This window comes from Cellulophaga sp. 3_MG-2023 (assembly GCF_030546975.1).
Taxonomy (GTDB): Bacteria; Bacteroidota; Bacteroidia; order Flavobacteriales; family Flavobacteriaceae; genus Cellulophaga.
This window is the reverse complement of record NZ_JAUOPS010000002.1, coordinates 557,563-580,926: the sequence shown is the minus strand read 5'-3', so window position 1 is coordinate 580,926 and position 23,364 is coordinate 557,563. Positions and strand designations below refer to the sequence as shown.

Annotated in this window: 14 protein-coding genes; 2 read left to right on the top strand and 12 right to left on the bottom strand. The window is 34.2% G+C overall.

Annotated elements, in window-relative coordinates; translation table 11 throughout:
- Positions 1-2: 2 nt before the first annotated feature.
- The 3 genes from Q4487_RS07450 to Q4487_RS07440 form a co-directional block, all read right to left on the bottom strand.
- Positions 3-3,170 carry a TonB-dependent receptor gene (locus Q4487_RS07450; protein WP_303540476.1) on the bottom strand — a complete coding sequence of 1,056 codons (3,168 nt, stop codon included), beginning with the start codon at positions 3,168-3,170 and terminating at the stop codon, positions 3-5.
- 429 nt (positions 3,171-3,599) lie between these two features.
- On the bottom strand, positions 3,600-5,084 hold the full coding sequence (locus Q4487_RS07445) for a sulfatase-like hydrolase/transferase (protein WP_303540478.1): 1,485 nt from the start codon (positions 5,082-5,084) through the stop codon (positions 3,600-3,602).
- 8 nt (positions 5,085-5,092) lie between these two features.
- Positions 5,093-6,745: a sulfatase gene (locus Q4487_RS07440; RefSeq protein ID WP_303540480.1), complete on the bottom strand. Its 1,653-nt coding sequence runs from the start codon at positions 6,743-6,745 to the stop codon at positions 5,093-5,095.
- A gap of 294 nt (positions 6,746-7,039) precedes the next feature.
- Here Q4487_RS07440 and Q4487_RS07435 point away from each other — a divergent pair, with 294 nt between their 5' ends.
- A complete protein-coding gene (locus tag Q4487_RS07435; protein WP_100893960.1) occupies positions 7,040-7,498 on the top strand; it encodes a (2Fe-2S)-binding protein in 459 nt (152 codons plus the stop codon).
- Positions 7,499-7,500: 2 nt separating this feature from the next.
- Entirely contained in the window at positions 7,501-9,681 is a 2,181-nt protein-coding gene (locus Q4487_RS07430; RefSeq protein ID WP_303540484.1) for a molybdopterin cofactor-binding domain-containing protein, read from the top strand.
- Between the two features lie 80 nt (positions 9,682-9,761).
- On the opposite strand, the gene Q4487_RS07425 is transcribed toward Q4487_RS07430, so the two are convergent.
- The 9 genes from Q4487_RS07425 to Q4487_RS07385 form a co-directional block, all read right to left on the bottom strand.
- Complete coding sequence (locus Q4487_RS07425) at positions 9,762-11,867, bottom strand: glycoside hydrolase family 127 protein (protein ID WP_100893958.1); 2,106 nt, start codon at positions 11,865-11,867, stop codon at positions 9,762-9,764.
- A gap of 28 nt (positions 11,868-11,895) precedes the next feature.
- Complete coding sequence (locus Q4487_RS07420) at positions 11,896-13,350, bottom strand: sulfatase (RefSeq protein ID WP_100893957.1); 1,455 nt, start codon at positions 13,348-13,350, stop codon at positions 11,896-11,898.
- Positions 13,351-13,502: 152 nt separating this feature from the next.
- A complete protein-coding gene (locus tag Q4487_RS07415; RefSeq protein WP_100893956.1) occupies positions 13,503-13,823 on the bottom strand; it encodes a hypothetical protein in 321 nt (106 codons plus the stop codon).
- 16 nt (positions 13,824-13,839) lie between these two features.
- Positions 13,840-17,070, bottom strand: a complete 3,231-nt coding sequence (locus Q4487_RS07410) for a glycoside hydrolase family 2 TIM barrel-domain containing protein (RefSeq protein WP_100893955.1) — start codon at positions 17,068-17,070, stop codon at positions 13,840-13,842.
- 25 nt (positions 17,071-17,095) lie between these two features.
- The gene (locus tag Q4487_RS07405) at positions 17,096-19,153 is read right to left on the bottom strand and encodes a DUF5696 domain-containing protein (protein WP_303540489.1); all 2,058 of its coding nucleotides are present in this window, start codon (positions 19,151-19,153) and stop codon (positions 17,096-17,098) included.
- Positions 19,154-19,176: 23 nt separating this feature from the next.
- Complete coding sequence (locus Q4487_RS07400; protein ID WP_303540491.1) at positions 19,177-19,821, bottom strand: bifunctional 4-hydroxy-2-oxoglutarate aldolase/2-dehydro-3-deoxy-phosphogluconate aldolase; 645 nt, start codon at positions 19,819-19,821, stop codon at positions 19,177-19,179.
- Complete coding sequence (locus tag Q4487_RS07395; RefSeq protein ID WP_303540493.1) at positions 19,811-20,758, bottom strand: 2-dehydro-3-deoxygalactonokinase; 948 nt, start codon at positions 20,756-20,758, stop codon at positions 19,811-19,813. Before Q4487_RS07395 ends, Q4487_RS07400 begins: the two co-directional genes overlap by 11 nt.
- Positions 20,758-22,206, bottom strand: coding sequence for an aldehyde dehydrogenase family protein (locus Q4487_RS07390; protein ID WP_303540495.1), 1,449 nt, complete (start codon positions 22,204-22,206; stop codon positions 20,758-20,760). Before Q4487_RS07390 ends, Q4487_RS07395 begins: the two co-directional genes overlap by 1 nt.
- Entirely contained in the window at positions 22,181-23,347 is a 1,167-nt protein-coding gene (locus Q4487_RS07385) for a mandelate racemase/muconate lactonizing enzyme family protein (protein WP_303540497.1), read from the bottom strand. Before Q4487_RS07385 ends, Q4487_RS07390 begins: the two co-directional genes overlap by 26 nt.
- Between the last annotated feature and the right edge of the window lie 17 nt (positions 23,348-23,364).

The window sequence follows — 23,364 nt, the reverse complement described above, 5'->3', positions numbered from 1 at the left end:
TATTAGAAACTAAAGTTTACACCTAACGTATATGTTTTTAAAGATGGGTATGTACTACCTATAAAGTTGTTGTAACCTGCTGCCTCTGGATCTAAGCCAAGCTTGTAAACATCAGAAAACATTGTAAATAAGTTTAAGCCTTTAGCAAATATTTTAATGTCACAAAATTTAATTTTGTCTTTAGGTATGGTGTAGCCAACTTCTATTTCTTTAAGTCTTAAGAAAGATGCATCTTCTAAGTATAAATCTGCTCCTTGAAAATTAGCAGAATTACCACTTTGGTTTCCGCTAAAACTATCACTTTGCCCAAAAGCTCTTGGGTATTTAGAGTCTCTGTTTGTTGGTGTCCATCTTTGGTTAAATACATATTCTGGTTTTGCTCCAGCCTGATCAAAAAATACTAACATTTTAGCTTCTGCTTGCCCTTGAAAAAGGAAGCTCATGTCAAAATTTTTGTATTTAAATCCTCCAAATACACCATATTGTATTTGTGGTATGTTAGAGCTAAAATCTCTTACTCTATCATTAGCGTCTATTTTTCCGTTGCCATCTGTATCTAGATAAATAGGCTCACCTTCTACAGTACCATTAAGTTTAACATCTGTAGCGTCTACTTGTGCTTGGTCTCTAAAAATACCAGCAGTAGGGTATGTAATGTAAGAGTCTATAGAGTATCCTTCTCTTTTTCTCCATTCTGGTACGTCTTCAGCTTCTGCTAAGTAAACAACTTCATTTTTTGCTTTGGTAACATTACCACCAATATTATAGCTAAAGTTATCTGTTACTTGCTGGCTCCAACCAAGTTCTAGTTCCCATCCAAAGTTATCTACTTTACCAATATTTTCTGCAGGTAAAGTTAAACCTGCTGCATCTGGTATAGCAGCTGCTCTTGTAACCAATATATCTTCTCTATTTTGATAGAAGTAATTAAAATCACCTGTTAGCTTACTGTCAAACATAGAGAAAGCCAAGCCAATATTTTTCATATAAGCTGTTTCCCATGTAATGTTAGGGTTTGGTACATTGTCTGGTGTGTAACCATTGTAGCTAACACCAGGAGCTCCAAATACATAAAAATTTGGGTTAGCAGTGTTAGTTGGTCCTCCATAATCAAAACGTGTTAAGTATTGAAAAGCTCCAATACGGTCGTTACCCATTTTTGCCCAAGATCCTCTTAGTCTTAAATCTGTTAACCAATCTGCATTGTCTAAAAAAGATTCTTTGTTAATTGCCCATGATGCTGCAACACCAGGGAAGGTACCATATCTTTTGCCAGGTCCAAAGTTACTAGAACCGTCATGGCGAATTGTAAAGTCTACAAAATATTTCTTTTTGTAATCGTAAGAGAAAGATCCAAAGTAATTAACTCTTCCCCATTCTTGAGATGTTCCGTATGATTGTTGCCCATCATCACTACCAGCAAATAATTCTGTGTGTTCTTTTGTTGGAAAACCTTGACGTTGAGCCCAAAACTGTCTTTGTTCAGATTGTGCTTGCTCATAACCTACAAAGGTGCTTATAGAATGGTTTTCTCCTAGCTTTTTCTTATAGTATAATGTTGCGTTTGCTTGTACTTCATCAAATTTCCAAAAACCTTCTCTAAGTATTCTTTCTCCACCTCTTTGAGATTTACCTGTAGATGGCACATATTCTCCTGTATCTCCTTGGTAAGTGTATACTGTCCATGGTGTGTACCATGATTTCTGATCGTTATTTTGTCTACGTATACCAACAAAGGTTTTAAATGTTAATCCTGGAGTTATTTTTTTTAAGTCCCAATCTAAAGAAAAACGTCCACGTAAAGTATTGTCTATTCTTTTTAAAAAGCCAGACTCGTTACTAGACATTACATATGGGTTAGCTCCGTTTTCGCCACCCCAACCAGGTAAACCATTTGGGTAAATGCCAACTTCTGTAGGCTCATTAGTATAAATATGCTTGTAAATAAAACCTGCATCTACACCAGGTTCTTGTGTGTTTCCAAATCTTCCAGAAATATCTACACCTAATTTAATATCATCTGTAATTTTAATATCTAAGTTAGAGCGTACTTGGTTTTGTCTAAATTTTAAATCGCCAGATTTAAATAAACCTACTTGCTTTATAAAGTCACCACTAACAAAATATTTTACATTTTCACTACCACCAGAAATAGAGATTGAGTTTCTAGACTCTGGAGATGTTTTAGCAAAAGTTAAATCGCTCCAATCTGTACTTGGAAAATTTATAGGATCTGTTCCTGCTGCGTAATTGTCTATTTGTTCTTGTGTAAAACGAGGAGCTTGTCCTAACCTATCTGTAATTTCATTTTCATAAATCGCATATTGTTCAGACGACATAAGATCTGGTCTTACAGAAAATGATGATAAGTTATATGATGATGAGATGTTAATTCTTGGTTTTCCAGACTTACCTCTTTTAGTAGTTACTAAAATTACACCGTTTGCTGCTCTTGCACCATAAATTGCTGCAGCACCATCTTTAAGTATTGTAATAGATGCTACATCTTGTGGAGCTAATTGAGAAAAAGATCCTGATACTACACCATCTATTAATATTAAGGGTGAGTTATTGTTTAAGGTAGATTTACCTCTAATTAATAAAGATACGTCTCCTGTAGATCCAGGATAACCACCTCTATCATTCACAATTAAGCCAGACACCTTACCTGCTAAAGATTTAGCTAAATCTTTATTAGACGTTTTTTCTATATCTTCACTTTTAATAGCACTAACAGAGCCAGTAACTTCTCCTTTTTTTCTTGTTGTATATCCTAAAACAACTACTTCTTCTAGGTTTTCAGCATCTGTTTCCATTTTTAAATTAATGGTAGATTTACTGCCTACAGTTACTTCTTGTGTTTTGTAGCCAATATATGTAAATACTAAAACAGTATCATTGCCATCTACTGTTATACTGTAATTACCATCAAAATCTGTTGTTGTTCCGTTAGTTGTTCCTTTTACAACAATACTAACACCAAGCATTGGTCCCATATCATCAGATACGCTACCTGTAATTGTTTTTTCTTGTGTGTTTAAAGTTGTATTGTCATTAGCGCTAGCTTGTAATGGTATTACTAATGAACTAAATAAAATAAGTTGCAATAAAAACAACTTATTAAATAAGGAAAAGTAATTTCTACTTTGTTCATTTTTTGGTTTTTTCATAATTCTGAGTTGTTACGTTAGGAGTTTTTTAGTTACATAGTGTTTTGTATGCTAAGCATTAAATACTTGAACATTAATACGTGGTTTTTGTAGTTCATTTTCTTTAAGATGAATTGCATTTATTCTTTTAAAAAGAAAAAGTGTTATTGAAAAAAATGCGGACATCATAAAAATTAGTTTCATATCCCAAAAGAAACGTAAAAAACAGGGTGTCTATTTATCAATTTTACCTTTCGATAACATTATTTTAACCTTTTTGATTAAAAAGGGTTTATTTTAAGGTAAGGAGATGTAAATAGGGGTAGATGACCCTTGACTGTAGTTGTTTTAAGGTCTAAATGGCTTGTTAGTAGGTAATAAGATGAGGTGTAAAAAAACTCCTTACTATATTTAATAAGGAGTTTAGTGTATTGTAATTTTAATAGCTAGTTATTTAGGATTAAGAAATGTGTTATTAAAAGTAGCCATTGTGCTGTCTTTCCACATTTCTTGCAAATACGTAGGGTCAAACCAAAGTGGTTCTGTATGTGTTTTACTCCATTTTTCTGCATCACTAACAAGTGAGTTTAATATGTCTGGGTGTTTTGTACTTAAGTCATTCTCTTCTCCAATATCTTCTGTAATTTTAAAAAGCTTCCAAGGTTGTTTGCTAACTTTTAGGGCTTTCCATTCGTCTTTTCTTGCAGATACATCTGTGTAGCCTTCTCTGTGGCGCATAGCAAATAAAGTTTCTTTTTTATGCAGATCTTTATTAGTTAATATAGATTCCCAAGCATTTTTTCCGTCTAAAATTTTATTGTTAGGAATCCTTGCTTTTGCTAAATGAGCCAAGGTAGGGTAGAGGTCTAAACTGTTAATTGGGAAATTATTTTTTTCTCCTTTGGCAATGTGTTTTGGCCAATACATAAACATTGGTACGCGGTAACCACCTTCCCAAGTATCTCCTTTTCTTCCGTGTAATGGAAAATTGGTTGCGCCATGGTCTGTATTTCCGCCGTTATCACTTAAAAATATAATTAAAGTATTTTCTAATTGATTTGTTTCTTTTAATGTGTTTACAATGGCGCCAACTCCTCTGTCTACAGCGTAGACCATTGCTGCATAGGTTTTTCTGTCTTTGTCTTTTATGTCTAAAAATATTTTTAAATCTTCTTCTTTGGCTTCAAGCGGTACGTGTGGTGCGTTGTAGGCTAAATATAAAAAGAAGGGTTTCTCTTTATTTGAAGCCTCTTTAACAAAACGAGATGCTTCTCTAGAAAAGGCATCGGTTAAATATTCTGTTTCTTTAACTTCTTTGCCATTGTGTTCTAAAGGCAGTATGTAATCTCTAATTATTTTTTTATTGGCTTTCTTTTGTTTTTCATATTTAGGACGGTATTCTTCAGGAAAGTAGTTATGCCCTCCGCCTAAAAAACCATAAAAATCTGTAAAACCTCTTTGGTTGGGATGAAACTCTTGTGTTGCTCCTAAATGCCATTTTCCAATAGCTCCTGTGTAATAGCCAGATTCTTGTAGTGTTTTGGCTATAAATTGCTCGTTAGTAGAAATACCTTTGCCCAAAGATTCTCCGTTAGCAGGTAAATTAAACTGTGAGCCAATTGTATGCGGATACCTACCTGTTAACAATGCTGCTCTACTTGGGCCACAAAACGGATGTGCAACATAAGCCGAGGTAAACATTGTGCCATTACTAGCTAATTTATCTAACTCAGGAGTTTTAATATCTGTACTGCCATTAAAACCAACATCAGAATAGCCTAAATCATCGCAAAGCACAAGTAAAATATTAGGTTGCTTTGTGTTTGTGTCAACTTTTGGAGTTATTTGCGCTACTTTTTTTGGTTTATTAGTACAGCTTAATACCAACAATGATGCTGCAAAAAAAATAGTTTTAGAGTTTTTAAGTAATATCATAATTAAGATTAGTTAAGTTGTGCTAAGTTTCCTTTCCAACCTTTATTAAATTGTGCTAATAACTTAGTTACTAGTTCAGGGTTTTCTTTCGCAATATTTATAGTTTCTGTTGGGTCTTTTATATGATCGTATAGTTCTATAAAAATAGGCTCAGCATTTTTGTTAGTATAATCTTTCCATACTATAAATCTGTAGTTTTTTGTACGCATAGAGTAGCCCATTAATTTATTTTCAAATAGGTCTCTGTTCCATTTGTCTCCTTGCTGTTTTTTTATTTTAGCCTCTACTTCTTCTATTAAAGGACCAAAAGAAGTTTCTTTCATACCTTTAGACAGCGGGTTTGCAGCCCATTCTCTTAATGCAGGCGTAGGAAACTGACTAAAAACGGCTGTTTTCCAGTCTTGTTTAGGGTTGGTTAAAAGAGGTTTAAAACTCTGTCCTTCTACAGTGTTAGGTACTGAAACATCTACCAAGTCGCAAAGAGTAGGGTACATATCTACAAGTTCTACTAGGGCATCTGTTTTTGTACCTCTAATATTTTTAGACATACTAGGAGCAGAAATAATTAAAGGTACCCTAGTGGCAATTTCATAATTAGTTGCTTTTCCCCAAATGCCCATATCTCCTAAATGCCAACCGTGATCACTCCATAAAATAATAATGGTATTATCTCTTTGTCCAGATTCATCTAACGCTTTTAACATACGTCCAATTTGTGCATCTATGTAACTAACGCAAGCCAAATATGCATGCTTTAATTTTATAGCTTGCTCGTCACTAATACCACCTTTTTTAGGAATATCGGCTCTTGCTCTTAATTCAAATGATGCGTGTAAACCCATAGTTGCACCGTCTTTTGGAGCATTTTTTTGTGCAGCTAACTTTATATCTTCTTCATTGTATAAATCCCAATATTTTTTTGGAGCTTGCCAATCTAAATGTGGCTTTTTCATTCCTAAACCTAAAAAAAATGGTTTGTCTGGGTTTTTACGCAGCATATCTTTTAATGTAGCAATTGCTAAGTCTGTGTTATAACCGTCTTCATATGTGTTATCAGGGTAGTCTGCAAATTCATAAGCAGGACCTTTTCCTAGTCCATTACGCAATGCATTTTTGCCATATTTAGCAATCATAGCTGCGCTATTTTCTTTTTGCATTTTTATATTTTCGGGTAATTTAAAGCCAAATTTCGGCTTTTTTTCACTGCTCAATACGCTATGCGGTACTGGTTTTCTGCTCCATGATAACTTAGGATCATTATATTTTCCGTGAAAAATTTTACCAGTATGCACTGTCTCATATCCATTAGCCCATAGTTGTTGGGGTAGTGTTACTATATCTGGATTGGCATCTCTAAAATAGGTGAAATTTTCTATTACATTAATGCTTTCTGGTCTGGCTCCTGTCATTAAACTAGCTCTAGACGGACTACAAATAGCTTCTTGGCAATAGGCATTGTTAAATTGTAAGCCTGTATTTGCTAAGGCATCTATGTTTGGACTTTGTGCAATTTTAGAACCATACGTGCCAAGTTCTGGGCGTAAATCATCAATAGCAATAAATAAAATGTTTGGCTTTTGTGTTGCTTGCTTTTTGTTTTCCTTTTGAGATTGACAACTACTAATAATAAAAAGTAGAAGTATTATTGGTGCGTATTTCATTATTTGCTTCAGAAAAGTTAATATTTGATACTATCAAAAGAACTTAAAAGTAGCAATTTAATATGCTTATAATTTATCTATAGCATACACTATTTTACCTTTTTTATGTTCTTTGTAAGTGCTTTAGGGTGTATGTTTAGTTTTTAGAGGTAATAAAAGCTTTGTTGCTATAAATTAGTATCTTTTATCTGTGTTAAAATAAAGTGTTAATACAGTCTTTACGCTGCATTGTTCTACTTATTTTTGTGTAAATTTAAAACATAGACATCTTTACAAAACTAAATATTAAGATTTATGACCAAGCTAAAAATTAATGGAGAAATACATACTATAGATGTAGATCCGGATATGCCTTTGTTGTGGGCAATAAGAGATATTATAGGTTTTACTGGAACCAAATTTGGTTGCGGTAAAGGTTTTTGTGGTGCTTGTATGGTTTTAATGGACGGCAATGCTGTAAATTCTTGTCAATTACCTGTTTCTGCGGTGGGAGAAAATGAATTAATTACGGTAGAGGGACAAACAGAAAACCTTCAGTTATTACAAAAGTCTTGGGCAGAACATAATGTACCACAATGTGGATTTTGCCAATCTGGACAATTAATAACTGCAACTGCTTTGTTAAATGGTAATAGCAACCCGTCTGATGAAGATATTAATAATGCAATGGTGCGTAACATATGTAGATGTGGTACATATCCGCGTATAAAAAAGGCAATAAACCATTCTGTTGAATTAAAAAACAAAGGCTAGTTATGAAGGATGTTAAAAATGTGAGTCGTAGAAGTTTTTTAAAAGGTCTAGGTTTGGCTTCAGGAGGTTTAATAATAGCTTCTGGTACAACGCTTTTTACAGGTTGTGAGCCAAAAGAAATAATAGAGTTTAATCCTAATTTATTTGTTCAGCTTAATTCTGATGGTAACCTAATTTTAGTAGCATCAAGATCAGAAATGGGACAAGGTGTACGTACTTCTCTAACGTCTGTTATTGCAGATGAGATGGAGGCAGATTGGGATAGAGTAAGTATTAAACAAGCTGTAGGTGATGCTAAATATGGCGATCAAAATACAGATGGCTCTAAAAGTGTACGTCTTTTGTATGAAGAAATGCGTAAAATTGGTGCTGCTACAAAAGCAGTTTTAATTGCAGCTGCTGCTAAAAAATGGGAAGTTCCTGCATCAGAATTAAAAGCAGAAAACCATTTTGTTATAAGTAATAGTGGTAAAAAAATAGGATTTGGAGAACTTGTAGAGGTAGCAAAAACTATAGAGGTTCCCAAAGATGTTGTTTTAAAAGATCCTAAAGATTTTAAATATATTGGTAAGTATTTACCAAGTAAGGATGTAGAAAACTTATCTAACGGAAGCGCTGTTTTTGGTTTAGACAAGCGTTTAGATAATATGAAATTTGCAGCAATAAAGCGTTGTCCTGTTACTTTTGGTACAGTAAAGTCTTTTGACAAAACTGAAGCCTTAAAAATTACAGGTGTTATAGATGTTGTAGAAATTCCTAGAGTAGAAAAGCCTTTTGGTCCATTAGGAGGTGTGGCTGTTGTTGCTACAAATACTTGGGCAGCTTTTAAAGGTAAAGAGGCTTTAAAAGTAGAATGGGATTTGGGTGATAACAAAGGTTATAACTCAGATGCTTATATGGAAGAGTTAACAGCTAACGTACATAAAAAAGGTAAGGTTGCTAAGTCTGTTGGTAATGTAGATGATGCATTTAAAAAAGCATCTAAAACAATAGAAAGTACCTACCAACTGCCACATTTGGTACATACGCCAATGGAGGTGCCTAATGCTGTTGCTTGGGTGCAAGGTGATAATTGTGAAATTTGGGCACCAACACAGGAACCACAACGTACAAGGACTGAGGTTAGTGCTTATTTAAATACAGACGAAAAGAATGTTACTGTAAATGTGACATTTTTAGGTGGTGGTTTTGGTAGAAAATCTAAACCAGATTATGTGGTAGAAGCAGCAGCTATTTCTAAGGCAATTAATGCTCCTGTACAGGTTGTTTGGACAAGAGAAGATGATGTAAAACACGGATATTACCATACCGTAGCTGCACAATATATGAAAGGTGGTTTAGATAAAGACGGAAAAGTAACAGGTTGGTTGCATCGTTTTGCATTACCATCTATAGGTTCTACATTTTCTCCTGGTATTTTGCATCCTGCTCCGTTTGAAGCTTCAAGTGCAACTAATGTACCTTTTGAAATTCCTAATATGCAAGTAGAAACCGGTGAAGCACCAGCACACGTTAGAATAGGTTGGATGCGTTCTGTTATAAATATTCCGCACGGTTTTGCAATAAATGTTTTTGCTGATGAATTAGCTAATGAGGCAGGAGTAGATCCGTTAGAGTTTAGGTTAAATTTAATTGGTAGTGACCGTATTGAAGATACAAAAAATGAATATAAATATGATACTGCTCGTTTAAAACACGTGCTAAAACTGGCGGCTAAAAATGCAGATTGGGGTAAAAAGTTACCAGAAGGTCATGCAATGGGACTTGCTGTACATTATAGTTTTTTATCTTATGTGGCTTCTGTAGTTGAGGTGTCTGTTATAAATAATAAAGTAAAAGTACACAACATACATTCTGTTATAGATTGTGGCTTGGCTGTAAATAAAAATACAATTATTGCACAAATGGAAGGTGCTGCTATTTTTGGTATGTCTTTAGCTTTCTATGGTAAAATAACGGCTAAGGATGGTGCCATAGAACAAACCAATTTTGGTGATTATCAAATGTTACGTATGCCACAAGCACCAAAAATTCATGTAGAAATAGTAGAAAATAATGAAAAACCAACGGGTGTTGGTGAGCCAGGAGTACCTGTTATTGCGCCAGCAATTGTTAATGCAATTTTTAAAGCAACAGGAGATAGGTATAGAAGTTTACCATTAAAAGATCATAAGTTAGTGTAATTACCTATATTTAATTAAAATATAAAAAGGGGATAAGTTGTACAACTTATCCCCTTTTTTAATAAAAACTAACGTGTTATTTATTCCCAAACAACTGGTAAAAACACAGTCATTTCACTTTCTTTTTCATTGTTTCTGTTAGACCAAGCATAATAAGGAACAAAGGTTGTATTGTAAGTGTTCCACTCTGGTTTTTTTACTTTGTGATACATTTTATCTGCCTTACTAGCATCCTTACGTAGTAAAACGTTTCCTGTTATTGCAGATACTCCACCTAAAAAGTCTGGCCTGTACTCAGATTTTAGTTGGGACGCATCACCTTTAATAAATACATCTAAAATACTAGTGTCTTTAGGTAAATCTGCAGATTCTACACAATATATAAGAGGACCTCTTTTTATGGCTACTTGGTTACGTACTTCTTCAATACGTTCATGACCTTCTACAAAATTTATATCTAATGGCATTGCAACACGTATTACATCATCTTTTTTCCATTGTCGGGTAATAGTAGTAAACTCACCAGCTTTTACAGTAGCGTTAATCTCTTTGCCATTTACTAGTACTTTTGTGTTTTCTGCCCAATCCGGAATTCTAACAAGCACATCAAAAGGAGTGCTTTTACAGGCTTGCATTGTTATTTTTACATCTCCATTCCAAGGGTAAGCTGTTTCTTGTTTCAACTCTAACTTAGAGCCATCAGCAAGTGTTGTTTTTAATGTGTTACCACCATAAAGGTTTATAGCAATACCATTTTTAGATTTGCTATATGCCCAGCCAGATACTTTTGCAATTGTACGAACTAGGTTTGGAGGACAACAAAAACAGTCTAAATAAGCTTGTCTTGTTGGGAACTCTGTGTTCATTTTGTCATAGTCTCTAGAGCCGTGAATTACTCTAAGTGGATTAGCGTAGTAATACCTGTCTCCTTCTAAATTAATACCAGATAATGCACTGTTGTATAATACGGTTTCCATAATATCTGCATATTTAGATTCACCGTGTACGCCAAGCATACGATAGCTAAACATAGAGTTGCACACATTGGCGCAAGTCTCATTATATGCAGTCATATTTGGCATCATGTACTCGTCTATAAAACCTTCTTCAATCTTATCTCTATTAGTTGATGCTCCGTAGTGAGTTTGACCAACAGCACCGGTTACGTACATTTTTTTAAGTGCAACATTCATCCATAATTTATCTAAAGCATCAATTAAGGCTTGTTCTCCTGTTTCTGCATAAACATCTGCAGCTCCGGCATAATAATACAAGGCTAAAACCGCGTGGCCAACTGCTTCATCAGATTTACGTAAAGGTGTGCGCTCTTGCACCATATCTCCAATAGGATATCCTTTTGTTTCTGGTGTTTCTGCAACTTTATAAGATCCTCTGTTGTTAATAAATTTCTCTGCTAACTCTAAATAGCGTTTGTCTTTTGTTGTTCTGTACAATTCTACTAAGCCCATAATTTGTGTTTGGTTAAAACCAAAACGACCATATCGCTCATCATCTGTCATAAATAAGGAGTGTAACAAATCTGCGTGTTTAACAGCTATATCTAAAAAGTTAGTCTGACCCGTAATTCGGTAATGAATACAAGCACTAGTTAATAAGTGTCCAGAATTGTACATTTCATGAAACTTTCGGTTTTCATACCTAGAACGATCATCTTTTAACTGAATTTGAGTCTGTAGGTAGCCATCTTTTTCTTGTGCTTTTCCAATGATGTCAATATAACTATCTATTTCTTTTAATAAAGCTTCGTCTTTATTTTGTGCATAAACATACATTGTGGCTTCCATAAACTTATAAAAGTCACCATCGTGCCAATGCATACCTTTGTGTTCACCTTCTTTTAAGCCAGCAGCAATTTTAAAGTTGTTTAATGCGTGGCCAGTATCACCAGTTAGTAAACTTCGCATATAGGGAACCATTTTTGTTTCGGCAATTTTAAATTTATCTGCCCAAAAACCTTCTGTCCATTGGCAATCTCCCATATCTATACTTTTAAAAGCAACATGCGGACTATTGGCATTATTTATAATACCTGCGTTAGGATCTAAGTTTAGAGCTAGATCTTTACTTTCTGTATTTGCAGTTGCTTCCGGAATCTTTGCTTTTTTATCCTGTCCGCAAGAGGAAAGAACCAGAGCGCTAAAGGCTATAAGTGTAAATTGTTTCATATTTTAAAATTGAGTATAAGTTAGTTTGTTATTTGTTGTTTTTTTCAAATTGACGTTTCTCTTTTATTGGAGAGTTGTACTGTTGCATCTCTTTTTTTACTTTTTCGGGAGTTCTGTACCTATCCATACGGTCAATGTCGTAATTTTCAAAACTTCTTTTTAGCATCCAAAGTGGTCGTTGTAATGTAGACTCCCATTCAAACATTTTTTTAAACATAGATTTTACTTTTTCTGGATGTTTAAAAGCAATATTATTTAGTTCTGCAGTGTCTGTAGATAAATCATATAACTCTGCTGGTCTGTCTGCAAAACGTATTAATTTCCAGTCGCCTTCTCTATAGGCAAGTCTTACTTCTTTTTTCCAAAATAAGGTATTATGCGGTCTAGCATTATTTTCACCATTTATATATGGCAAAAGATTTACGCCATCTATGTCTTTTAAGTCTTCAGTTTTTCCACCTCCTGCTGCGTAAAAAGTAGGTAGTAAGTCTAGAGTGCTAACTGGGTAATTGTATACCGTTTTAGACTTTATTTGTTTTGGCCAACTTATTAAATAAGGCACTCTTATTCCGCCTTCTAAATGGTTAGATTTTGTGCCACTTAATGGTAAGTTTAAAGATGCATTTTTATCTGTTGGTCCGCCATTGTCGTTAGAGAAAACTATAATTGTGTTTTTATCTAAACCAAGTTCTTTTAATTTGTTTATTACTTTGCCACAAGCTCTGTCAAGTGCTAATGTCATAGCAGCTAGCTCTTTTCGTTTGCCATATAAATTAGGAAATTTTTCTAAATCTTCTGCTGTTGCTTGCATTGGTGTATGTACAGCATTAAAAGCTAAGTATATAAAAAAAGGATTGTCTTTGTTTTTCTGAATAAACGAAACAGCTTCGTTTGCCAAAGCATCGGTTACGTATTTGGTTGGCTCTTGGTAGTTGCCAAAACCTCTTTCCATTCTGTTGTCTAAATTGGCTTTAGAAACATCATTGTAGCCAAAGTAACTACGCGCACCACCTCTAAAACCATAAAACTCATCAAACCCTCTCTTAGTTGGGTGGTAACGGTCTGCATCGCCTAAATGCCATTTGCCATACATAGCAGTTTTGTACCCTAATTTTTTTAGGTAATCTGCAATTGTTAACTGGTCTAATGGTAAGCCCATGTCATCTGCCAAAAATTTAGAATTGGCACTCATATAGCCAGGAACGTTAATTTCCTCGTATCCAAAACGTTGTTGGTATTTACCTGTAATTAAGCCGGCCCTAGATGGTCCGCAGGTAGCATCTGTAACATAGCCTTGGGTAAATTTAGCTCCAGACTTTGCTAGCTTATCAAGGTTTGGAGTTTTCATTATTTTACTGCCTTGAAAACCAAAGTCTGCATAACCAGCATCATCAGAAAATAAGAAAACAATGTTTGGTTGTTTTTGCGCTTGTAGGTGTACAGCAATAAAAGTTAATAATAGATAAATAATACTTTTCTTCATTTGTATGTGTTTCACTATTAGTAATGAGTGAATTACAACAAATTAAAAGAAAAAAAAGGTAAAATGATTAAAGCAAATTACCTTGTTGTAACATTATTTTAACTCTACAGTAATAGATTTTTATTAAAATGGAGTTATTTACGGGTAGAGAGTTATTCTTTTACCTCCATAAATTCTACAGGAGCTCCGTTGTGTTTTATAAAAGCAACGCGTACACCTTCTCCAGGAGAAAAAGTATCAACTAAAATGTCTTTACCTTTTAAGGCATCTTCCATATTATCTACAAAATAAGCAACGTGTGGTATGGTGCGCATTAACTTTGGCATTGGGCTATCAGCATCAAATTTTACCCATTCTATATTGTACTCGTCTTTATCAAACTCTGTGTAGTGTATTTTTCCTGGTTCGTAAAAACCGTCCCATTCTTTTTCTTCTGTAGTTGGTATTCCAATATGACTAAACTTGTATTCCATATTTTTTTTATAAATGTTATTTAATCGATTTAATTAAAAACTGAAAACTGTATTCACCAGATTTAAGCCTGTATTCTGTTAGTAAATGTGATAAAGTGCCACCTAATCCTGTTTGCTTATAATCTATATTAAGTGTGTAGAAATCTTCTTTTTTTAATTCAAATGGATGTTTTGCCATCTCTATATTATTTGCAGAGTACGGCCAAATTGAAAAACTAAATTCAGGATTTCCTGTAATTTCTAAGCCTGTTTTTTGGTTGTTAGTTAGTTTTAGCCAGCGTGTTTCTGTTCTGTTTCCGTTTTCTTGTGGTAAAACATAATTTGTAAACATAGCATCTGTTTTAGATTGGTATTCTCCTACTTCAGAATTTCGTTTTCGATCACTATAATTTTCAAACGGGCCATTGCCATAATAAGCGGTTTTCTTCAGTTGTTTATTAATGCCCATTGTTAAGCCAATTCTAACTGGTTCTGGTAAAGTTGTGTCTGCTTTTACATTAAAATTCACGGCTATTGTTGCATCACTATAAAATGTATAATTGGTGTTAAAACTAAGTTTATTACTCACAAATTGATTGGCTGTAACTGTAATGCGTTTTTTGTTTTTAGAGCTAATTTTTGTTTCTGAGGTTTTAATATTGTCTGCTATGTTTTTCCAAAATTGGCGCCCTTTTTTTAAAACTTTATTGCTGGCTCCTCTTATGTCATTATCTATTGGTGGTCTGTAAAAATTAGGTTTTAAAGGAGAAGTTATTTGTTCTATACCTTTAATTTTGTACGATGTTAACAACCCTTTGTCTTTGGTTATAACTGCTGTAAAATTATAACCAGTAATAGTAAAAGCATCGTTGCTTTCTAAAGCGTTGATATTTTTGTTAGAGGTTGATGTGTAATTTTGAATAGATTTTTTAGCCTGTAATAGCAGTTGTTCTTTAGCTATTTCATACCCTTTTTTAACCCATAAGCGATCTGCTTTTTCGTGAAGTGATATACGTAGCCAGTAATCTGAATTAGGGTTAGTTTTTTTATTGTTGAATGGTATTGTGACTATTGCTGATGACGATGCAGGAATATCTTGTTTTGGAAGTTCTCCAGATTGAAGCTCTTTTCCGTTTTCTGATAACGCCCATTTAATAACGTACTTGTCTAAATTTGTAAAGGCAAAACGATTTATAATTCGTACTTGCTTATTTTGTAAATCTACAGCCTCAAAAGCAACCGGTTGAAAAACATATTTTGCTTCCCAAGCGTGTGGATTTGGAGTTCTGTCTGAGGCAAAAACACCGTTAATACAAAAGTTATGGTCATTAGGAGTTTCTCCGTAATCGCCGCCATAAGCGTAAAAGGTATTGCCATTTGGATCTTTTTTCTCTAATCCTTGGTCTACCATATCCCAAATAAAACCGCCAATTAAGTTTGGTTTAGCTCTAATAATATCCCAAAACTCACCTAAACCGCCCATAGAATTTCCCATAGCGTGCATATACTCGCACATAATTATAGGTCTGTTTATGTATGCACTGTTTGCAAGGTTTTCTAGTTGAGATTGATCTGGGTACATTCTACTAATGACATCCACAAATGCAGGGTCTGTTGGGTTTGCCATAGATGGCCAGTTGTTAGATTTGTAACCAGCGTCTTCTATATAGGCAGAATTATTTGGGTCTCCTTGTGCACCTTCATAATGAATAAACCTAGACGAATCATAATCTCTGACCCAAGATGCTGCTGCTGCAAAAGCCGGACCAGTACCAGACTCATTACCTAATGACCAAGAAATAATGCTAGGGTTGTTTTTATCGCGCTCTACCATACGGTACACTCTGCTTAAAATAGGAGCTGCCCAAGAAGGTGAATACGGTATAAAACTGCCTAAATGGTGACATTCTATATTGGCTTCTGCCATTACGTAAATGCCATACTCATTACAAAGTTCTAGAAAATAAGGATCATTTGGGTAGTGGGATGTGCGTACTGCATTAAAATTAAACTGTTTTAGTAGCTCTACGTCTTTACGTAAATCTGCTCTGCTTAGTGCTTTTCCATTTTTTGGATGGTGATCATGTCTATTTATACCCATAATCTTTAAAGGCTTTCCGTTAATTAATAACTCATTTTTAGCACTAAAATCTACAGTTCTAAATCCTATTTTTTGACTTCTAGATTCTACTACATTTCCACTAGGATCTTTAACGGTTAAAACAACGGTATACAAGTACGGGTTTTCTGCAGACCATTTGTTAGGCCTTTTAATGTTAGCCTCTAACAAAGCAAATTTAGGGATGTCTCTAGGTGGCCAACGTTCGTTGTAAATTTTGTCTACGTTTACAGATAAGTCTTTGTTTAGTACTTTTTTATTATCTGTATTATATAGCATAGCTGTAACAGTATAGCCTTTTAAATTATCTTGGTTTTCTTTAACCCAAACTTTAGGTCTAATTTGTAATTTTGCATCTTCAATATTAGCATCAAACTTGGTTTTTATATAAAAATCATTAATAGCAATTTTTGGTTGTGCTAATAATAAAACCTCACGGTGTATGCCGCTTAGTCGCCACATATCTTGATCTTCTAAGTAGCTGCCATCACTCCACCTAAAAACTTGAACGGCAACTCTATTTTTAACTCCCTTTTTTATGTAGTTAGTAATGTCAAATTCGGCAGCTAAACGGCTTCCTTGGCTGTAGCCTACTTTTTTACCATTTACCCAAACATAAAATGCAGATGAAACTCCACCAAAGTGTAATATTATAGACTGATTATTCCACTCTTTAGGAACCTCAAAATCTCTATAATAACTACCAACAGGATTATCTCTATAAATCTTAGGAGGCTTTGGAGGTTGTGGTCCTTTCCAATCATACTTTAAGTTAGGGTCTTGTATGTTGGGTGTAAAAGGGTACGTAATATTTGTGTAAATGGGTTGCCCGTACCCTTTTAATTCCCAGTTAGATGGAACTGGGATATCTACAAAGTCATCACCTTTAAAATTTGTAGCAACAAAATCTGTTGGTCTATCTATAGATTTAGCTGTGTATTTAAATTTCCAGATACCATTTAGAGACTTTACTTTGGCTGTTTCTCTGTTACCTTTTAAGGCATCATTTTCATTATTATAAGAATAGCTAGCAGCACGAGCCTCCATTTTATTTATTTCAAAAATATGCTCGTTTTCCCAATCATTTTGCGCTGTTACGCTTTGCGCAACTACAAAAAGTAAAAGCACAAGTGTTAATCCGTGTCTCATAAAAATGCTTAAAATGCCTTAGTAATTAGTTTTCTAACAAACTAACTTGGTAGCTTCCTTTGTTAATTTCTCCGTTTTCTCTGGTAACATAATAGCCATAACCAGGAATTGTTTGTCCGTTTTCTATTTTTTGGTCTACATTACCTACGTTAACAATTACAGTAGTTCCATTAGAAAATTTTGTACGTTGCACTTTAAAATCTTTACTTAAGTATTCGTGACTTTCTAATTCGGCATAAAATGTTTCTTTGTGTATTGGAGCTACTAATTTGTTAGCCATTTTAATCATACTAGACATACCGTCAAACTCATACGGAGCAAAGAAAATAGTTGTTCCTCTACCAAAAAGTATGCTGCGTAATGACTTTATTCTAAAATCACCATTGTTAGTAACCTCGTTATCTGGATCTTGTATTTTTCCAAAAACAGCAATAGCATCATGGTATACAAGATTAAAAAGTGGAGCCTTTTTAGAAATAGTAGAAAGTGGAGGATTGCCAAGATAAGTTAAGCCTTCAAACATATCAAAATAAGGAATCCAAGCTTCTTGGCCGTGTTCTGTTCCGTTTACAAGGTTTAAAGAGTCTATGTATTTGGCAAGAGCAATACGCCCTTCTTTTCCTTTTTCTCTATAAGCAGCAAACGTAATATCTGTAATATCTGCTTTTAAGTTTAATGCTTTTATTTCTTCAGTGATGTGTTTTTTTGCCAAACCTAATTGGTATTTACTATCTACACGTGCCCATCTGCTATTGGTTTCTTGTAATTTACCGTTAGCATCTTTCCACATAAATTCGGTAGAAAAATCTGGATCGTTCTCTAATAAAGCAGAGTAGGAGTGGTATGAAGAGTATAAGTAACCATATTTGTTAGTTAAATCTACCGCTTCTTTAAGTTTTTTAACACCACCAAGTTCTTCACTTATTGGCCAGTTGTTAGGTACGTAGTTAGAGAAAGTTCCCCAGGCATGTATAAAAGCATTGTCTACTTTTAGAGTGTCGTGTATTGTAGTAATCATATTTTTTAAATCATCAAAAGTAAAAGCCATACCTGGCATATTTACATAATGAGGGTAGCCGCCATAAATACCAAAGTAGATAGAACCTGGCAGTTTATCTACATCTGGATTTCTTGCTAGTTTATCTTTTAGAGAAACAAAATGGCCACGTTTTTTAGCTTCTTTTCTGTATTCTTTAGCCATGTCTACATAATCTCCTTTAGGAATAAAAGAGTAAGTTATGCCTCCAATTGTTTGGTTAGGTGTTGATATGTCCCATACAGGATCTAAAAATTGTACTCTTTGGTAGGTAGACATTTTACCCTTTGCATTAAATAAGTACTGACCGTTATTATTAATGTTAAAAAATAATTTTGGTCTTACGTCTTTGTCAATAATACCAACTACTGCAGATTTTTTATTGTAGGTTCCCCACCATGGCATAGATAAGCCTGTGCCGTTATTAAAAAGCTCTAAAGTACCTATAGATTTATTATTATATGTGGTATCATCCCATTTACAAAAACGACCACCATTCATAGGGAAAATATAAGACGGACAGATGATGCCTTGCTTTTGTGGTATCACAGCGGCACCTATATCTTTATCTGTTTTTAAGCTAAAGTAGCGAGATGGATACCTTAGATTTATTAATTTATGATTGCTAGATTTGTAGCTTATAATTTCTGCTCTTAGTTTAGATGTTTTAGTATCTAAACTTAATTTAGTTTGTAGTGTTACACCTTTAGCTATAGAACCATCTTTAAAAGTAGGGTTGCTAAATGTTATTACAACCGTATTTTTATCTTTTTTGGTAAGTTCTATTTTTTTACTGTTAGATATATTTACTGTTTGCTTAGTTTTTTTACTATCTGTAAGTGTTAGTAAACCAGCAGCATTTTCCCAAGGATCTGGATTCCATATTTGACCAGAAGTTTTTTCAATTACAGTAAAGTTACCTGTAGTACCATCTACGGTAATTTTTACGTTGCTATCTTCTAGTGTTATTGCTTTTTGAGCGTGTAAAAAACTGGAGTGCACCAATAGGATAACACAGGTTAAGAGTATTTTTTCAATAATTTTCATAGTTTGGTTTTTATAGTTCTCAATTATAAATATGCTTTAATCTCTGCTTTAATGTTTTTAAAATGTTCTGCCAAACCATTAAAATCGTTTTGCTTAATAAGTTCTTTGTTTAATAAGGAGCTTCCCATACCAACACCAGTAGCACCTGCGTCAAAAAACGAAGCAATATTTTCTTTAGTAACACCACCAGTAGGTAGTACTTTTATATTATTTAAAGGTGCTAGTATATCTTTAACAAAAGTAGGGCCTAGCTGCGTTGCAGGGAAAATCTTTACGGCAGAAGCTCCCAAAGACCAAGCTTTGTAGATTTCTGATGGAGAATAAGCGCCCGGAAAAATAGGAACGTCATCTGCTACAGCTTTTTTTATAACTTCCTCATTAATTACAGGGGTTACAATAAATTGCGCACCTGCTGCAATAGCATTATTATAATCTTCTACAGAGCAAACTGTACCGGCACCAACATTTAAATTTGGGAACTTGTTTCTTATTTCTGTAATTATTTCTGAAGCTCCAGTGGTGTTCATAGTAATTTCTATAGTAGATAAACCAGCCAAAACATATGCGTTTGCAATGCTAATAACGGTGTCTAAAGGTAATCCTCGTACAATACCTACAATTGGTGCTTTACTATGTGATTCCCAATTAAAAGGATGTTTAGTTTTCATATTGAAGTAGTATTTTCTTTTGGCCAATTAAAAGTGCATTTTCTAATGTTTTATCATTAAAAAGAATTAATTGTTCTTGTGTTATAATTTGTTGTAACGCAATTTTATATAAACTAAAAACAGGATCGGGTGCTACTAAAAATATGTTTTCGTCATTATTTTTTAGATAGCTAATTTCATCACCAATAAGGAGTCCGCTTAAAAAATAAAAGTTTTCTTCTTTGGTTGATGTTTGAAGTAAATCTTTTGCTCTAATTGAAAATAAACTAGCGCTTAATTGTCCTTTTAGCCCAAGTTGTACGCCTTCTAAAAAAGAAGTTTTTATTAAAGTTGAAGAGTTAAGATTAACTGAATTTGCTAAGATGCTTTTTCTAGAGATCACTTCAAATAACTCACCTGTCATATAATTTTTTAGATGCGTATAAATTCCGTTATCATATGTTAGGTGTTTGCTATGCGTACCAGGTAATAACAGAATTCCTTTTTTATAAGGGTTTAGTTGTTGTTCTAACCCTACTGCTTGTACTTCTTCACCACGCATCATCCCAAAATTTGTTTTGGCTCCAGAGATTAACAATACCTCTAAGTTGTTGTTAAAAACTAGGTGTTTCCAAATTAAATTTTTGCCATTTGTATTTAAAGGAAAGTCAGCATAATTAAGCTCAAATAAACCAATGTTAGAAGAGGCCATACCTGCCGCAATTATAATATAGTTTTGATACTTTTTGGGTAAAAGTAAAATTTGTGTTTTAAGGTAGTCTGCAAAAAACTGTGTTTGTTCTTTATCTCTTTGTTTTAAAAATTTTTCATAGAGAGATTTTATTCCACAGTCTGTTTTATGTTCAGCAACAATACTAAGCGTAGCTGTTTCTACAACACGTAACCTAAAGTTAGATGTTCCCCAATCACAACTAATAAAATAATCTGGTGTTGCCATTAGTTTAATGCTTTAGAAACTCTTTTTTTAATTAGATAATCATCTAAAGCATATGTAGAGCAGTCTACACCAATTCCGCTGTTTTTTACACCGCCGTGAGGTAAATAAATATCGTATTTTACACCGTTAAGTTGTACTTCTCCAAACTCTAATTTGCTAGAAAAATAAGCAAGAGTTTCATCGTTTTTAGAGAACACGTAAGATGCCAAACCGGCATCTGTATTGTTTGCTAATTCTATAACTTCTTCTTTTGTTGTAAATGGAACAATTAGTGCTACAGGACCAAAAATTTCATGTTGTAAAATTTCTGGGTTAGAGTCTTTAAATGTTATTACTGTAGGCTCAAAATAATAACCAGGTTCGTCTATTGCTTTGCCTCCATAATGTATTTCTCCCCCTTGGTTAACAGCTTCTGTAACTATACCTTGTACTTTGTTTACAGATTGCTTGTTGGTTAAGGGTCCCATTTGTGGTTTATTTTCTTTGCCAAAACCAATGGTTGTACTTTTAAATTTGTTTACAATGCCTTCTGTAAATTTTTTGATAACAGAAGTGTGAATGTAAAACCTGTTTGGAGCAACACATATTTGTCCTGTATTGCCAACTTTTAATGCGGCACCAATATTTATTGCAAGTTCTAAATCTGCATCGTCAAAAACAATAAAAGGAGCATTGCCACCGCACTCCATACTGTATCTTTTTATAGAAGTTTTACTGCTTTGCTCTATTAATTTTTGTGCAGTTTCTGTAGAGCCAATCATTGTTATTAAACGTGGAATTTTACTTTCGCATAGCGGAATGCCAACATCAGATACATCACCACAAATAACAGTAACAACACCTTTAGGAAAATTAATCTCGTGACAAATTTCTCCTATAATGTATGCAGATAAAGGTGAAAATTCAGATGGTTTAAGTATAATGCTGCAACCGGCAGCTAACGCAGGACCTAGTTTAAAACCTAAATTTAATAAAGGAAAATTATAAGCCAAAAAGGCTACAGCAACACCAAGAGGTTGTGAAACAATTTTATGTTCGTGAGAACCTTCTTTATCTTCTATTTTAATGTCATGGCGTTTAGTAATTTCCTTAGAGTAATATTCTAGAGAATTGGTGATACTTGTAAGGTCTTCTTCGCTTCCTTCCCAAGTTTTTCCCATTTCATGCATAATACTACTGCGTAGTAAGTCGCTTTTTTCTAGTATTTTATTTCTTAGCTTATCTATCCAGTTTAAACGTTCTTTTAATGGTAGTTTAGACCAGTGTTTAAATCCTTCTTCAGCAGTCTGTAGCGCTAATTTTGTGTCTTCTTTACTAGCCCAAGCAATATTAGCTACTGGTTTTTCATCGGCAGGACATATTACATCAAAAGACGCTCCGTTAGAAGCATCTTTTAATTCGCCATTTATATATAGTTTTTTATTACCGAATTTTAAATCTTTTTTCATTTTGATGTATTTCTTTATCAAGGTATTTTTCTAATTCATCCATATTTACATCTACGCCTAAACCAGGGGTGTTAGGAACGCACAATAGTCCGTTATTTATGGTAAGGTCACACTTTGTAACTATGTCTCTCAATGCATTTTCAGACCTGTCTAATTCCATAGTTGGTAGGTCGTTATACATTCTTCCCGGATTTTTATCTAGATTGCCTACAAAATGTGCAGCAGCGCTAATGGCAATCCAAGTTCCCCAAGAGTGTGGTACAATATCTTTGTTAAATGCTTGGGCTAGGGTTGCAATTCTTTTTGCTTCAGTCAGTCCTCCAGAGGCACAAATGTCTGGTTGTGCAATATCTACACACTCTTTTTCTAGTAGCCTTTTAAATCCAAATTTTAGGTACTCACACTCGCCACCAGCAATTGGTATTGTAGTGTTTTCTCTTAATCTTCTGTAGCCGTCATAATCTTCAGGAGAAACTGGTTCTTCAAACCATGAGATATTGTATTTTTCTACTCTTCGGCAAAGTTCTATTGCTTCTTGGTAACTATATGCGTGGTTTGCGTCAATCATTAATCTAACATCATTGCCAATTGCTTTGCGTATGGCTGCTACATATTTTACGTCTTCCTCAATGCTTAAGCCTACTTTCATTTTAATGGCTTTAAAACCTTGAGATTTATAAAGCTTTGCTTCTTCAGTAAGTACTTTTTCTAAATTGTCTACTCTTGTAAAATATAGTCCAGTTGCATAAGGTTGTATGGTGGGGTTTTTTAATCCGCCCAATAAAACGGCTACAGATTTATTTAGTAGTTTACCCTTTATATCCCACAGCGCTACATCTATTGCACTTAATGCGGCTTGTAAGCTTCCGCTTCGGGCGTAATCCATAGATCTTCGGTACATTTCTTGCCATAAAACTTCGTTTTCAATGGCTTGTTTTCCTATAAGAAAAGGAGTAAAAAATTCTATACCGGCTTTAATTACACCTGCTGGGCCATAACCCTCTCCCCAGCCATAGGTGCCATCTTCTAAGGTTATTTTTACAAGACAAATTTTTCTTGTGTTGTATTGCCATTGAGAAAAGTAAAAAGGAGTATCCAACTCGTGGCTGATTACGTAAGGTTCTATGTGTTTAATTTTCATACCAAATTGGATTTTTT